This is a genomic window from Phaeobacter sp. JH20_34, assembly GCF_048056095.1.
Taxonomy (GTDB): Bacteria; Pseudomonadota; Alphaproteobacteria; order Rhodobacterales; family Rhodobacteraceae; genus Phaeobacter; species Phaeobacter bryozoorum.
The window spans coordinates 958,953-973,637 of sequence record NZ_JAYMWT010000004.1; the positions used below are offsets into that span (position 1 = coordinate 958,953).

Here is a 14,685-nt window from a genome sequence, read left to right on the forward strand (position 1 = left end):
CTGGCACAAGGGGTGGCCCCGCGCCGCAATAAGATGGGGACATTTGGCGCGGCGAATCTGTCACTTGTCGCCGCCGTCATTCCATGCGACCCAAAGGGAGACCACCGCGACCGCCCCCGGTCGCGCCAAAGACCTGCGAGGACCCGATGAAGCCGACCGTCGCCCCATTTCCCGCTGCCCGTCCACGCCGGCTGCGCAGCACCTCTGCCCTGCGCAATCTGGTGCGTGAAACCACCTTGACCAGCGACGATCTGATCTGGCCGGTTTTTGTCCGTGACGGCGAGGCGATCGAAGAGCCGATCCCCTCCATGCCTGGTGTCACCCGGCGCAGCATCGACAAGGTGGCCGAAGCCGCCGTCGAGGCGCAGGCGCTTGGTATTCCGGCGATCTGTCTGTTTCCCTATACCGACCCCGCGCTCAAGACCGAGGATTGCGCAGAAGCCTGGAGCCCCGACAATCTGGTCAACCGCGCCATCCGCGCCATCAAATCCGCCGCACCGGATATAGCGGTGATGACCGATGTGGCGCTGGATCCCTATAATATCAACGGCCATGACGGCTATGTCGTCGATGGCGAAATCGTCAACGACGAAACCGTCGAGGCGCTGGTCAAGATGACCGTGGCCCAGGCCGATGCCGGTGCCGATATCATTGGCCCCTCCGACATGATGGATGGTCGCATCGGCGCCATGCGCCGCGCGCTTGAAGCGGCGGGCCACCGCAATGTCACCATCCTGTCCTATGCGGCCAAATACGCCTCCGCATTCTACGGACCCTTTCGCGATGCCGTCGGCGCCTCCGGCGCGCTAAAGGGGGATAAGAAGACCTATCAAATGGACCCGGGCAATACCGATGAGGCGCTGCGTATGATCGAACGCGATCTGAGCGAAGGCGCCGATATGGTGATGATCAAACCGGGGCTGGCCTATCTCGACATCTGTCAGCGGGTGAAATCCACCTTTGGCGCGCCCACCTTTGCCTATCAGGTCTCCGGCGAATACGCGATGATCGAGGCCGCTGCGCAGAATGGCTGGATCGACGGCGAACGCATCATGATGGAAAGCCTCATGGCATTCAAACGGGCGGGCTGCGATGGCGTGCTGAGCTATTACGCCCCGGCTGCGGCGCGGCTGCTGAACGGCTGATCCGCATCGGACCGGTGGCCGCTTTCGTGCATTGCGCGGGCAGCGGATCGCCTAAAATTGACGGCAGGAAGCCGCTGATTGCGGCGGTCGCAGTGATGACAGACGGCAGCTTTCCGCGTATACCATGCCACAGAGCCAGAGAACTGGCCGCAACTGAACAGTGACAGGCCGAAATGACAGCCCGCGCGGCGCCGGCCCCAGAAAACAGGCAAACAAGATGAGCAGCTCTTATTCTTCCCGTTTGACCCGGCGCGGTTTTGCGCTTGGCGCCCTCGCCGGTGCCGGTGTCACCGCCGCCTGCGGCAATGGCATCGGCAACAGCAATGCCAGCAAGATCGACGCCCGCGTCGATGCAACTCTCAGCCAGATGTACAGCCAATACCCCGGCGCCGTCGCGCTGGCCGAAAAATCAACCGGCATGCTGGTGATGCCACTGGTGACCGAGGCAGGCTTCCTTGTCGGCGGTGCCTTCGGCCGCGGCGCGCTGCGCATCGACGGCGTAACGGTGGATTATTATTCCACCGTAAAAGGGAATGCAGGCCTGCAGATCGGCGCACAGCAATACGCCCATGTGCTGTTCTTCATGACCCAGGAAGCACTGTCGAACTTCCGCCGCTCCTCCGGCTGGGCCGCGGGCGCCGATCTGGAATATGTGATCCGCGACGAAGGCGACTCGCTGGCCGCCGATACCAATACGCTGAACAGCCCTATCCTGGCAGCGGTCTTCGGACAGGCAGGGCTGCGTCTTGGCGCCACCCTGGAAGGCACCAAATACACCCGCATTATCCCCTGATCCCTGCCCGCGCGCGCCGGCGGAGCGGATCAGCCAGGCTGGCAACGCGCGCAGCATGAAACAGGGTTTCGACTGTCGCGCGGCTGCCTATCTTCTGGCCCGAAATATCCCCGCCGGAGGCATGGCCTTTCCATCAGGAAAGGCCATTTTCATACCGACCTACTCAAAAGGCCTTCAGGCGTTTGAACAGGCTGGAGGTGTCCCAGCGGCCGCCGCCCAGTTTCTGGACATCCTTGTAAAACTGATCGACCAGCGCCGTAACCGGCAGGCTCGCGCCGGTTTCCTCCGCCGCATCCAGACAAATGCCCAGATCCTTGCGCATCCAATCGACCGCAAACCCATGCTCGAAGTGATCGTCCAGCATGGTCTCATGCCGATTGGCCATCTGCCAGCTGCCTGCCGCGCCCTGGCTGATCACTTCCACCACAGCCCGACCATCCAGCCCCGCCTTCTCGGCGAAATGCAGCGCCTCGCTCAGCCCCTGAACCAGCCCGGCGATGGCAATCTGGTTGCACATCTTGGTCATCTGGCCAGCGCCGCTGTCGCCGATCCGGCGGCAGATCCGCGCATAGGCGCCGATGATGGGCTCTGCCTTGTCATAGGCGGCCTGATCGCCGCCGCACATGACCGAGAGCACGCCATTCTCCGCCCCCGCCTGTCCGCCGGAAATCGGCGCATCGACAAAAGCCAGATCCAGATCCGCCGCAGCGCCATATAAGTCGCGCGTGACCTTCGCCGATACGGTGGTGTGATCGACAAAGATCGCCCCCGCGTCCATGCCGCCAAAGGCACCGTCATCGCCCAGGCAGACGCTGCGCAGATCATCGTCATTGCCAACGCAGGCCATCACGAACTCAGCCCCTGCCGCGGCCGCACGCGGCGTTGCGGCGGCGCGGCCACCATGTTCCTTGGCCCAAGCCTCTGCCTTGGCCGCAGTGCGATTATACACCGTGACCTCGTGACCGGCGGCCACCAGATGACCGGCCATCGGATAGCCCATCACTCCCAAACCCAAGAATGCAATCTTCGCCATCTGCTTTCCCCCTGATGCGTCTTGTCCTATGTTGGCGCCACCCTAGCAGCCGCGCCGCCCGGTGCAATCTGCGAGGGCGACAATCTGCGCCATAACCGGGCCAATAACGCCAAAAACCTGAGGAAACGCACCACCGATGGGACTTCTCTTTCGCTGGCTCCTGCGCCTTGCCGCCGCTTTGATTCTGCTTCTGGTGATGGGGCTTGGTCTGGTCTATTTCCTCGCCGCGCAATCCCTGCCCGACTACGACAAGGAGATCACCCTGCCCGGCCTCCTCGCACCGGTGGAGATCGTGCGTGACAATGCCAATGTGCCGCATATTTTCGGCAGCTATGGCGCCAGCGATGAAGATGTCTATTTCGGTCTCGGCTATGCCCATGCGCAGGATCGCCTGTGGCAGATGACCACCCTGCGCCGCACCGCCATGGGCCGCCTGTCGGAGATCTTTGGCAGCCGCACCGTACAGGTCGACACGCTGATCCGGCGGCTGGACATCTACCGGCTGGCGCAGCAGTCGGTCGCAGCGCAAACGCCTGAGACGATGACCGCCCTGCGCGCTTATTCCGCAGGGGTCAATGCCCGGCTGCAAGAGATCAACGAGGATGCGCTGGGGCGCGGCGCACCTGAGATGTTCCTGTTCAATGTGCCCATGGCGCCCTGGCAGCCCGCCGACAGTATCGCGGTTATGAAACTGATGGGCCTCAAGCTATCAGGGCACATGCAGGAGGAAATCCTACGCGCCCGTACCTCTCTGGCGCTGCCGGATCCCAGCCGACTGAAGGACATCCTGCCCGATGCCCCCGGCAATGGCGTGGCGGCCCTGCCGGAATATGCCGCGCTGTTTCCCCAGCTGCCCCGTCATGCCAGCACCAGCACCGATGGCAGCCAGACGCTGCCCTTCATGCCGATTGCGCCGCGCGGGCTGGCCGGCGCCTCCAACGCCTGGGCTGCGGCACCCAGCCGGTCGGCGGCGGGCGGCACGCTGCTTGCCAATGATCCGCATCTGGAGCTGACGGCACCCGGTCTGTGGTATCTGGCGCGGCTGGAACTCGGCACCGGCGGTGTCATCGGCGCCACCATTCCCGGCATTCCCGCTGTGATCTCCGGCCGCTCGGACCTGCTGGGCTGGGGGGTGACCTCCTCTTATATGGATGATCAGGATCTGTTCATCGAACAGCTGAACCCGGACAATCCCGAGGAATACAAGACCGCCGACGGCTTCAAGCGGTTCACCAGCCGCCCTTCGATCATCAATATCAAGGATGAGACGCCGGTCACCCTGACCCTGCGCTGGACCGACAATGGCCCGGTGCTGCCCCGCTCGCTGTTCGATCTTGCGTCGATCACACCGCCCGGTCATGTGGTCAGCCTCGGCTGGACCGGCCTTAGCGGGCAAGACACCTCGATGAGCGCCGCACTCGAGCTGATGCGGGCCAATACGGTCGCAGAGGCGATCGAAATCGGCGAAGGCTATTTCGCCCCCTCGCAGAACCTGACCCTTGCCGACAGGACCACGGTCGCGCTCAAAACCGTGGGCGCCATACCGCAGCGCGACGCACGGCATCAAAGCCAGGGCCGGATGCCGAGCCAGGGCTGGCGCCCCGAGAACCAGTGGCAGGGCCGCGCACCCTATGCCGCCAACCCGGAATTTGTCTCGCCCATCGGCGGCATTCTCGGCAATACCAACAACAAGCTACTGGACCGCCCCTTCCCCAACCATGTGTCCTACACCTGGGGCGATACCCAGCGGATCAACCGCTGGAAAAAGCTGATGCAGGACCGCCAGGTCCATACCCGTGACAGCTTTATCGAGGCACAGCTCGACACCGTGTCCTATACCGCGCGCACCCTGCTGCCGCTGATTGGTGCCGATCTGTGGTTCACGGGAGAGGCCGCCCCCGAGGGTACCCGCGAACGTCAGCGCCAGATCGCCCTGACCCTGCTGTCAGAGTGGAACGGTGAGATGAACGAACATCTGCCGGAACCGCTGATCTATGCCGCCTGGGTTCGGGCTTTGCAGAAACGCCTGATCACCGACGATCTCGGCCCGCTGGCTGCTGAGTTCACGCAGGTCGACCCGCTGTTCCTTGAACGGGTCTTCCGCGATGTCGAAGGCGCCTCGGTCTGGTGCGATATCCGCCAAAGCGCACCTACAGAGAGCTGCACCGAATTGGCCCGCCTGGCCCTTGATGATGCGCTGATATGGATCGAAGAAACCTATGGGACCGCATTGGAATCCTTGCGCTGGGGCGATGCCCATCAGGCCACCCAGAACCACGAAGTGCTGGGTGACGTGCCCCTGCTGCGGGTTTTTGTAAACATCCGTCAGTCCACCAGCGGCGGCGACAACACGCTGCAACGCGGGCTCACCTCCGGCAAAGGCGAGCACCCGTTCAGCAACGTTCACGCCGCCGGCTATCGGGGTGTCTATGATTTTGCCGATCCTGACAGCTCCGTTTTCATCACCGCCACCGGCCAATCCGGCCATTTCCTGTCGCGGCACTACGACGACATGTCCCAACTCTGGCGGCGCGGCGAATATATCCCGATGTCACTGGACGAGGATTTGGCCCGGGCAGCAGCCGTTGGTATCACCCGGCTGATCCCCGCGGCCCCCGCGGAATGAGGCGGGCGATCCGGCGCCCGCAGCTAAACGTATCTGGTTCAAAACAAAATACCCCGCAACCGGTCCGGTTGCGGGGTATTTTCTAGACGAACTGCGCGATCTGATCAGAGCGCCGCGAAGCGATTCTTCTGTGTCTCGGTCCACAGAACAGTCAGCTCAAACCCGGTATCGGTCTGGGTTTCGCTTTGCACAACATCCTGTTCAAACAACCAGGCACGCTGCTTTCCTTGCGCAAATGTCAGGGTGATATCATCCTCATGCCGGATCAGCCGCAGCTTGTCGGTGATATCCGCCAACAGCCCATCCAGCCCCTCGCCGGTGATCGCAGAGATGGCATGAATGCCATCTTCACGCTCCGCGCGCTGGCGGCGGGCCTCGGCCTCTTCCTCATCCAGAAGATCAAGCTTGTTCCAGACCTCAATCCGCGCACGGCTGTCATCAACCCCGAGCGAGGTCAGAATGCTCTCGACATCCGCCGCCTGGTTCTGGGTCTCATCATGGCTGATATCGCGTACATGCACGACCACATCGGCGGCCAGCACCTCTTCCAGCGTTGCCCGGAACGCAGCAACAAGCTCGGTCGGCAGATCAGAAATAAACCCAACTGTATCCGACAGGATGATTTCCGGCCCATCCGGCAGCTCAACCCGGCGCATGGTCGGATCCAGCGTGGCAAAGAGCATGTCCTTTGCCATCACCTCGGCACCGGTCAGCCGGTTGAAAAGCGTCGATTTTCCGGCGTTGGTATAGCCCACCAGCGCCACAATCGGATAGGGAATCTTGGCCCGTGCTGCGCGATGCAGCGTCCGGGTTTTCACCACCTTGTCCAACTGCCGGCGCAGCCGAACGAGCTGCTCGTCAATGGCGCGCCTGTCGGCCTCGATCTGGGTTTCGCCGGGTCCGCCGACAAATCCCAATCCGCCACGCTGCCGCTCCAGGTGGGTCCAGGCCCGCACCAGTCGCGTGCGCTGATAGCTGAGTGCCGCCATTTCAACCTGCAACACCCCCTCACGGGTGCGCGCCCGGTCCGAGAAGATCTCGAGGATCAGCCCGGTCCGGTCAAGGATTTTGACCTTCCAGGCCTTCTCAAGATTGCGCTGCTGAACCGGCGACACCGGGCCGTCGATCAGGACCAGCTCCACCTCTTCGGCCTGGAACATCGCCTTCAGCTCTTCGATTTTCCCGGATCCAAACAGCATCCCCGCATGCGCCTTTGGCAGGCGCACGACGGCCGATCCGATCACCTCGATGTCGGGCAGAGCCTCGGCCAATGACACGCCCTCAGCAAGGGCGGACACCGGATCGCGGCGATCGCGGTCTGATTTGATATCGGGATGCACCACCCAGGCACGGGTGGGCGTCCGGTCATGCTCCATCAAGAGGCGTCTTCACCTTCATACAGGCTGATCGGCTGGGCAGGCATGATCGTCGAGATGGCGTGTTTGTAAACCAGTTGCGACTGCCCGTCCCGACGCAGCAGGACACAGAAATTGTCAAACCATGTGATCACACCCTGCAACTTTACGCCGTTGATCAGAAAGATGGTGACCGGAACCTTGGTTTTACGAACGTGGTTCAGGAAGGCATCCTGAAGATTCTGTCTGTCCGAAGCCATTATTATTATCTCGCCTTTGTTCTTGTCGCGCTGCGGACCAGCGCCCCGTTAATGAATACTATGAACGCAGATAGTCGGAGTTTCCACCCGAAAATTACTCATATGACGTCCACGGTAACCATGATTGATCAGCTGCGCCAGAGGTTTGGTGTCATAAGGGCAATGATCGCCAATGTTTCGAGCCGTCCCAACACCATGGCAAAGCACAGGATCAGTTTTGCGCTGGCTGTCAGATGGATCAGGGCGATGGGTTCGGATCCTGCGACCTCGGTCAGCGGGCCGGTTGTGGACAGGGTCGCAATGGTCAGGATCAGCGCCTGTTCGAAATCCGAACCAACTGCGGCCAGACTGATGCTGATCACCGCCAGTGACAGCGCAAACAGCATGAAGAACACCCAGGCAACAAAAGCCCCGTTGCGTTGCAGTCGCCGATTGCCCTTGCCCTCGTTGCTGACGGAGGACGGATGCACCAGCCGTTCCATCTCGCGCAAGCCGTTCAGATAAAGCGCATAGACCCGCAGCAGTTTCACTCCGCCTGCCGTGGTGGCGACGCCGCCGCCAATCACCGCAAGCCCCAGTAGGATCATGCCCGGCGTATCCAGCCCCGACCATTGGCGGGCGGTTTCCCAGTCGGCGCTCTCGAACCCGGTGGTCGACAGGAACGACAGCACGGTAAAAGTTGCCCCCCACCATGAGTGCAGCCCCTGCATCAGATCACTGGTGGTTGCGACATCAAAACTGGCGATCCAATGGCGCAGGAACAACAGCAGAGGCACGCCAAAGACGATCAGCAGGCCGATGCGGAACTCCGGGTCGCGATCCAACCGGCTATGGCCGCTGGTCACCGTATCGGTCGAAAACGTCAGCCGAGACAGGGCAAAGAACATGAACAGGAACATCACCATTTCCCCGGCGATGCCACTGGCGCCATTTTCCACCCCGCCCACCGCCGAGATCCCGGAGGTGGCCAGCACCGACATCGCATGTCCCAGCGCAACAAGGGCGGTCTCGCCCGTGATGATCAACAGGATCCACAGAACCAGCGTCAGCCCGGCATAGAGCGGCGCCAGGGTTTTGGTCACCACCACCAGTTTGCGACGTGGATCAGCCCGCTGCATATGGAGCGGCGTCTCGGTGCCGCGTCCCGGCTCCCCCCGCGCGGTCACCTCAAATCCCCCCAGCGACAGCGGCGCCAGAATGGCCGAGGCCGCAACCCACATCAGCAGCCCACCCAGCCAGCCCACCATGGCCCGCCACAGATGCACGCTCGGCGGCAGGCGGTTGGGATCGGCAAATACATCCGCCCCGGTGGTGGTGATCGCGCTGACCATATCGAAATAGGCGTTGAGATAGCTGGTGTTGCCCAGGGCATCCTGTACCGGAACCGCCAGGAATGCGGGCAACACGGCAAAGCTCGCAAGCAGCGAGGTGAGCTGCCCCGGCATGCTGTACCGCGGCATCCGGTTGCCCATCGACAGCCCGACCAGCACAACCAGCATCAATCCCAGCACACCGGAATAGAAGAAACTGCGCGAGGTCTGGTGATCATCCAGGATCAGCGCATGAACGGCAGGCACCCACATCGCCAGCGCGGCCACCATCAGGATCAGCAGAAAGAGCGGCAGACGCAGCAGGCCGCCTGTTTTTTCCATCGGCTGTTTGCGATGACGCGCCATGTTAGAAGAAGTCAATCGAGACCTGCATCAGGCGCTCAACCTCCGGCACATCCGCAGCCATGGCAAAGAGCGCGATCACATCGCCCTCCTCGATCCGCATTCCACCGGTCGGCCGCATCACCTTACCGTTCTTGCTAACGGCGCCGACCAGCACCCCTTCGGGGAACGCGATGTCGCGGATCATCTGCCCAGCCATGGGAGAGGTCGACATCACCTCGGCCTCGATCACCTCGGCCTCGGCATCGCCGATGGAATAGACCTGTCGCACCCGGCCATAGCGGATGTGGCGCAGGATCGAGCTCACCGTTGTGGCCCGCGGATTGATATAGGCGTCGATCCCCAGCGGCGCCATCAGCGGCACCAGCGTCGGATCGTTGATCAGTGCAATCGCCAGCGGGCAGCCTTCGGCCTTGGCCCGCACAGCGGCCAGCATATTGACCTTGTCGTCATCGGTGACCGCCAGCATGGCGTCGGCCCGGTCGATCCCCGCCTCGATCATCAGGCTGCGATCCAGACCATCGCCGTTCAGCACGATGGTTCGCTCCAGCGTCTCGGCGGCGCGTTCGGCACATTTGCGGTTGCGCTCAATCATCTTGGCACGGGTGCGCCCAGTCCGGGCCTCCAGCGCCTTGGCCACCTCAAGCCCGACATTGCCGCCGCCAACGATCACTACGCGATCCTGGCGTTTCTGTTGTTTGCCAAACACTTCGATCGTGCGGCTCACGTCATCAACATGGGCAAACACATAGGCGCTGTCCCCCACAAACAGCTGATCCCCCGGCTCTGGCGCAAACAGGGTGCCATCGCGGCGAATGCCCACAACGATGGCCCGCAGCGTCGAAAACAGATCCGTCAGCTGTCGCAGCGGCGTGTTGACCACCGGACAGTCCTCGTCAATCTGCACCCCCAGCAGCTGCGCTTTGCCGTCCATGAACATCTCTGTATCAAAGGCGGCAGGCGCCGAAAGACGCTGCATCGCCGCCGCTGCCACCTCGCGCTCGGGGCTGATCACCACATCAATCGGCAGATGGTCGCGGCGGTAGAGATCCGAATAAATCGCTTCGAGATAGCTTTTTGAGCGCAGTCGCGCAATCTTGCGCTGGATCGAAAAGACCGAATGAGCCACCTGGCAGGTGACCATATTGACCTCATCCGAATGTGTGGCCGCAATGATCATGTCTGCGTCACGGGCACCGGCGCGGGTCAGCACGTCCGGGTAGGAGGCAAAGCCGGCAATCCCCTGCACATCCAGCGTATCCGTCGCGCGGCGCACCAGATCGGGATTGTTGTCCACCACGGTCACGTCATTGTGCTCCCCCGACAGGTGCCGGGCGATTTGCCAGCCGACCTGACCTGCGCCACAGATAATAACCTTCATGTGCTTGTTCCTCAGGGCGCTGCTGCGCGAAATCGCGCGTTTTGAATGACAGAAGCCGCCGGAACGGTCAATTCAATTGTCTTACCGCCCGTTCTGGCGCACAATCAAAGGATGTCCATAAGAAATCATATGCTTGCCGCACTGCTGGTGACATCAGCGCTGGCGGCCTGTGGCCCGGTTCCGGTCTATTACCGCGCCGGTGCGGATGTGGCCCGGCGCGATGCGGATCTCCTCGCCTGCGAGGTCAGCGCCCTGCGCGACGCCCCTGTGGCCACCCAGATCCGCCAGCACCCGCCGATCTTTCGCCCCGGTGGCGAGGTTTGCCGCAACGGGCGTTGCTATCACCGGGCCGGCTATTGGGAGGATGGCGGCATCTATACCGTGGACGTCAACGCCGATCTGCGCCAGCGGGTCGAGCGGTCCTGCATGGCCGCGAAGGGCTACGAAAACATAGCCGTAAAACGCTGTCCGCAGTCGGTGGCGGATGCCGTCGGGGCGCGGCGCGCCGCAACCCTGCCTCAACTCAGCCAGACCTCCTGTGCGATCGAACGCCGTGGTCAGTCGCCACAGATTGTGGCGACGACGCCCTAAGGCTCAACCACGGCGTACCGAGCTGTCAGCCAGAAAACCCTGACAACCCACTGATAAGCAGGGGATATGGCCTGAATCAGACCATATCCTCTTCGGTTTCCTTCTCAACATGCGCGATCCGCGCGCCTGCCTTGTTCGAGGTGACAACCCCCAGCGATTTCAGTTTGCGGTGCAAGGCGGAGCGTTCCATCCCGACAAAAGATGCGGTGCGGCTGATATTGCCGCCAAAGCGGTTGATCTGGGTCAGCAGATATTCGCGTTCAAACGCCTCGCGGGCCTCCCGCAGCGGCAGGGTCGCCAGCGCCCCGGAAAGCACAACCCGGCTCTGGTCATCTACCGCTTCTTCATCGCGGGGCAGATCCTTTGGCTCAATCGGACCGCTGCTTTCGCCAAGGATCAGAACCCGTTCCACCATGTTCTTCAACTGCCGCACATTGCCCGGCCACAGCATGGTCTGCATCAGGGCAATGGCATCCTCGCTGAGCTTGCGCAGCGGCAGGCCCTGGCTCTGGTTGAAATGCGCGATGAAATGATCCGCCAGCAGCGGAATATCCTCGCGCCGGTCGGCCAGCGAGGGCACCGGGATCGGCACCACATTCAGGCGGTGATAGAGCTCCTGACGGAAGCGATCCGCCTCAATCTCGCGCTCCAAGTCTTTGTTTGTCGCGGAAATAACCCGCAGGTCAACGCGTACCTTATCGGCCCCGCCAACCCGCTGGAACTGCTGATCCACCAGCACCCGCAGGATCTTTGACTGGGTCCCAAGCGGCATATCCGCCACCTCGTCAAAGAAGATCACGCCGCCATGCGCCTGTTCCAGCAGCCCCGGCTCAACTCCGCGTTCGGCGCTTTCCCGACCAAACAGCACCTCCTCCATACGGTCCGGCTCGATACTGGCGCAGTTCACCGTCACAAAGGGGGCCGAGGCGCGATTGGACTGGGTGTGAATATAGCGCGCTGCAATCTCCTTGCCGCTGCCCGCAGGCCCCGTCAGCATCACCCGGCCGTTGGACTTTGTCACCTTGTCCAACTGGCCAATCAGCGCACGATAGGCCGCGGAGGCCCCGATCATCTCGCTCACGCCGGCATCCTGACGCTTCAGATCGGAGTTTTCGCGGCGCAGCTTCGAAGCCTCCATCGCGCGGCGAATAACAACCAGCAACTGGTCGATATTAAAAGGTTTTTCGATGAAATCATACGCGCCCTGCTTGATCGCGGCGACGGCAATTTCAATATTTCCATGGCCGGAAATGATCACCACGGGGATTTCCGGGTTGTCGCGTTTCACCACCTTCAGGATGTCGATCCCATCCATCTGGCTGTCCTTCAGCCAGATATCGAGGATCAGGAGCGCCGGCGGCTCTGCGTTGAGCGCGGCCATGCATTCCTCAGAGCTGCCGGCCTTCCGCGTTGCATAGCCTTCATCCTCAAGGATATCGGAAACCAGCTCACGGATGTCGCGTTCGTCGTCAACAATCAGAATGTCACTCATGTCAGACCTGCTTTCACTGTACTCTTATTGGGGGCTGCCGCCTCATGTGCGGCAGGCAGGCGGATCACGGCCATGGCGCCATAATGGGCCTGACCTTCGAACACCGGTGCGTCTTCCAGCACCAGCGTTCCGCCGTGTTCTTCGATGATCTTCTTGACGATCGGCAGGCCGAGACCGGTGCCTTCGTCACGGGTGGTCACATAGGGTTCAAACAAACGGGCACGGTCTTCTGGCAGACCGATGCCATTGTCGGCGATGGTGACCTCATAGCCGGTTTTCGTCGAGGTGACGGCAATGCGAATTTCCGGATCCAGATCCGGCACGCCACCTTTTTGCTTCAGGGTTTCAACGGCTTCGCCCGCGTTCTTGATCAGATTGGTCAAGGCCTGGCCGATCATGGTTGCATCCAGATCGGCAAGCATCGGTTCGGTGGGCAGATCGGCGGTGATGCGCAGATCAGGCTGGCCTGCCCGTTGCAGGGTCACCGCATCGCGCAACAGCTTCACCAGATCCTCTTCGCGGCGCTCCGGCTCCGGCATCCGTGCGAATTTTGAAAACTCGTCAACAATGCGGCGCAAGTCATTGGTCTGGCGCACGATCACATCTGTCATGGATTGCAGGAGATCGCTGTTCTCCTCACCCAGCTTAGGCGCGAATTTGCGTTTGATACGCTCGGCACTCAGCTGGATCGGGGTCAGCGGGTTCTTGATCTCATGGGCAATCCGACGGGCCACATCGCCCCAGGCCGCCATCCGCTGGGCGCTGACCAGGTCGGTGACATCGTCAAAGGCAACCACATAGCCCTCAAGCCGCCCCTCCTCGCTGCGCCGTGGCGACATCCGCACCAGCAGGTTCTCCAGCTGCCCCTGGCGCGTCACCTTGACCTCATCCTGCACCACATCGGCGCCGGTTTCGCTCAATTCCACAAACAGCGGCCCAAACTCCGGCACGGCCACAGCCAGCGCCAGCGACTGACGATCGCCATTCCAATCCAGCAGGCGTTCCGCAGAGCGGTTCACAAAGGTCACCCGCCCCTCAGGGTCCAGCCCGACCACACCGGAGGTCACCGACATCAGCACGGAATCAAACAACCGGCGGCGGCGTTCGATCTGGCGGGTGTTCTCAAGCAGCGTGTCGCGCTGCTCGCGCAGCTCCAGCGTCATCTGGTTGAAATAGCGCCCCAGCTGCGAAATCTCGTCATCGCCGTCGTCTTCGGGCACCTGCACGTTGAGATTGCCCGCCCCGACCCGGCGCGCGGCAATCGTCAGCCGTCCGACAGGCCGCGACAGCCGTTCGGCAAACCACATGCCCAGCCACATCGCCGCAAGGATCAGGATCACCGCAAAACCGAGGTACAACAGCACAAAGTCAAACAGAACCCGCCCGCGTTCGCTCTCCAGCTGCTGGTAGAGATGCGCGGTTTCCTTGGTGTCATCCAGGAGGCTCAGCAACTCACCGTCGACATCACGGCTGACATACAGGAAGCGGTCAACAAACGCATCCAGCCGCACCAGCGCCCGCAGTTCGCTGTTTTCCCAGTCCTGGATCAGCGTAACCCCGTTAAACGACGCCTTGCTGATGTCAGCGGTGCGCGGCTCTTCAAAGTCAAACTCATAGGAGCGTTCGCCACGGGCCCGGATGGCCCCGGCGCCATCCACCACATAAGCCTCCTGAAGGCCGCGTTGGATCTGCAATTGCCCCTGTGTCAGCACCTGGCGCAGCTGCCCGTCGCTGATGAAGAAATTGCGGTTCCGGCTGTTGTCGATATAGCGCGCCAGCGCCACCGCATCCTCCGACAGGTCGCGCTGCTGCTGCTCCTGATAGGCCTCAGCGGCGGCAAGCGAACTTCCCACGACCTGACGCACCCGGTCCGAAAACCAGCCCTCAAGGCCCACGTTCACGGTCAGCCCGGCAAACAGCGCCACGATCACGGTGGGCGTCAGCGCCAGAAAGGCGAAGGCCCCGATCAGCCGCAGATGCAGCCGGGAACCCGCGGATTTGGCCCGTCGGGCTGCGATCAACCGCCCAACCTGCGTCAGGACCAGTGCCGCGACAGCCAGCACATAGATCAGATCAGCCAGCAGGATCAGCCGCAGCGACAGCGAGGCGACCCCTTGCGAGAACGGGCCGATGATCAGAAATGTCGAGAGCGCCAGCACAGGCCCCAGAACAACCAGCCCAAGCGCGCCGACATTGCGTGCCCTGCGGGTTCTGCGCCAGCGGTCAAGGGCCGCAAATGGCCCGTATGCCGAGCGAAGATGTGACCTCTGCGCCACGTACCGTCCCCATCCTGATGTGCGACCATTCTGGCCGACCGCCACATATCGTGATCGTCA

The 14,685-nt window shown here is 62.0% G+C and carries 11 protein-coding genes; 4 read left to right on the forward strand and 7 right to left on the reverse strand.

The window, feature by feature from the left end:
• Window positions 1-146 precede the first annotated feature (146 nt).
• Entirely contained in the window at window positions 147-1,145 is a 999-nt protein-coding gene (gene hemB / locus VWZ81_RS06130) for a porphobilinogen synthase (RefSeq protein WP_340545502.1), read from the forward strand.
• A gap of 217 nt (window positions 1,146-1,362) precedes the next feature.
• Window positions 1,363-1,938 carry a YSC84-related protein gene (locus tag VWZ81_RS06135; RefSeq protein ID WP_340545501.1) on the forward strand — a complete coding sequence of 192 codons (576 nt, stop codon included), beginning with the start codon at window positions 1,363-1,365 and terminating at the stop codon, window positions 1,936-1,938.
• 163 nt (window positions 1,939-2,101) lie between these two features.
• Here VWZ81_RS06135 and VWZ81_RS06140 read toward each other — a convergent pair whose 3' ends face one another.
• The gene (locus VWZ81_RS06140; protein WP_416542319.1) at window positions 2,102-2,971 is read right to left on the reverse strand and encodes an NAD(P)-dependent oxidoreductase; all 870 of its coding nucleotides are present in this window, start codon (window positions 2,969-2,971) and stop codon (window positions 2,102-2,104) included.
• A 136-nt stretch (window positions 2,972-3,107) separates the two neighbouring features.
• Here VWZ81_RS06140 and VWZ81_RS06145 point away from each other — a divergent pair, with 136 nt between their 5' ends.
• On the forward strand, window positions 3,108-5,597 hold the full coding sequence (locus tag VWZ81_RS06145) for a penicillin acylase family protein (protein ID WP_340545499.1): 2,490 nt from the start codon (window positions 3,108-3,110) through the stop codon (window positions 5,595-5,597).
• A 104-nt stretch (window positions 5,598-5,701) separates the two neighbouring features.
• On the opposite strand, the gene hflX is transcribed toward VWZ81_RS06145, so the two are convergent.
• From hflX to trkA, 4 genes are all read right to left on the reverse strand, one after another.
• Window positions 5,702-6,973, reverse strand: coding sequence for a GTPase HflX (gene hflX / locus VWZ81_RS06150; protein ID WP_416538718.1), 1,272 nt, complete (start codon window positions 6,971-6,973; stop codon window positions 5,702-5,704).
• Window positions 6,973-7,212 carry an RNA chaperone Hfq gene (gene hfq / locus VWZ81_RS06155; protein ID WP_008204623.1) on the reverse strand — a complete coding sequence of 80 codons (240 nt, stop codon included), beginning with the start codon at window positions 7,210-7,212 and terminating at the stop codon, window positions 6,973-6,975. The genes hflX and hfq overlap by 1 nt, the downstream gene beginning before the upstream one ends.
• A gap of 128 nt (window positions 7,213-7,340) precedes the next feature.
• Window positions 7,341-8,888 carry a TrkH family potassium uptake protein gene (locus VWZ81_RS06160; protein WP_340546316.1) on the reverse strand — a complete coding sequence of 516 codons (1,548 nt, stop codon included), beginning with the start codon at window positions 8,886-8,888 and terminating at the stop codon, window positions 7,341-7,343.
• Window position 8,889: 1 nt separating this feature from the next.
• Complete coding sequence (gene trkA, locus VWZ81_RS06165; protein WP_340545497.1) at window positions 8,890-10,266, reverse strand: Trk system potassium transporter TrkA; 1,377 nt, start codon at window positions 10,264-10,266, stop codon at window positions 8,890-8,892.
• 129 nt (window positions 10,267-10,395) lie between these two features.
• Between trkA and VWZ81_RS06170 the strand changes: the two genes are divergently transcribed.
• Complete coding sequence (locus tag VWZ81_RS06170) at window positions 10,396-10,857, forward strand: hypothetical protein (RefSeq protein ID WP_374015281.1); 462 nt, start codon at window positions 10,396-10,398, stop codon at window positions 10,855-10,857.
• A 76-nt stretch (window positions 10,858-10,933) separates the two neighbouring features.
• On the opposite strand, the gene VWZ81_RS06175 is transcribed toward VWZ81_RS06170, so the two are convergent.
• Both VWZ81_RS06175 and VWZ81_RS06180 read right to left on the reverse strand, forming a co-directional pair.
• Entirely contained in the window at window positions 10,934-12,349 is a 1,416-nt protein-coding gene (locus VWZ81_RS06175; RefSeq protein WP_340545495.1) for a sigma-54-dependent transcriptional regulator, read from the reverse strand.
• Window positions 12,346-14,625, reverse strand: coding sequence for an ATP-binding protein (locus VWZ81_RS06180; RefSeq protein ID WP_416542320.1), 2,280 nt, complete (start codon window positions 14,623-14,625; stop codon window positions 12,346-12,348). The genes VWZ81_RS06175 and VWZ81_RS06180 overlap by 4 nt, the downstream gene beginning before the upstream one ends.
• Window positions 14,626-14,685: the final 60 nt, after the last annotated feature.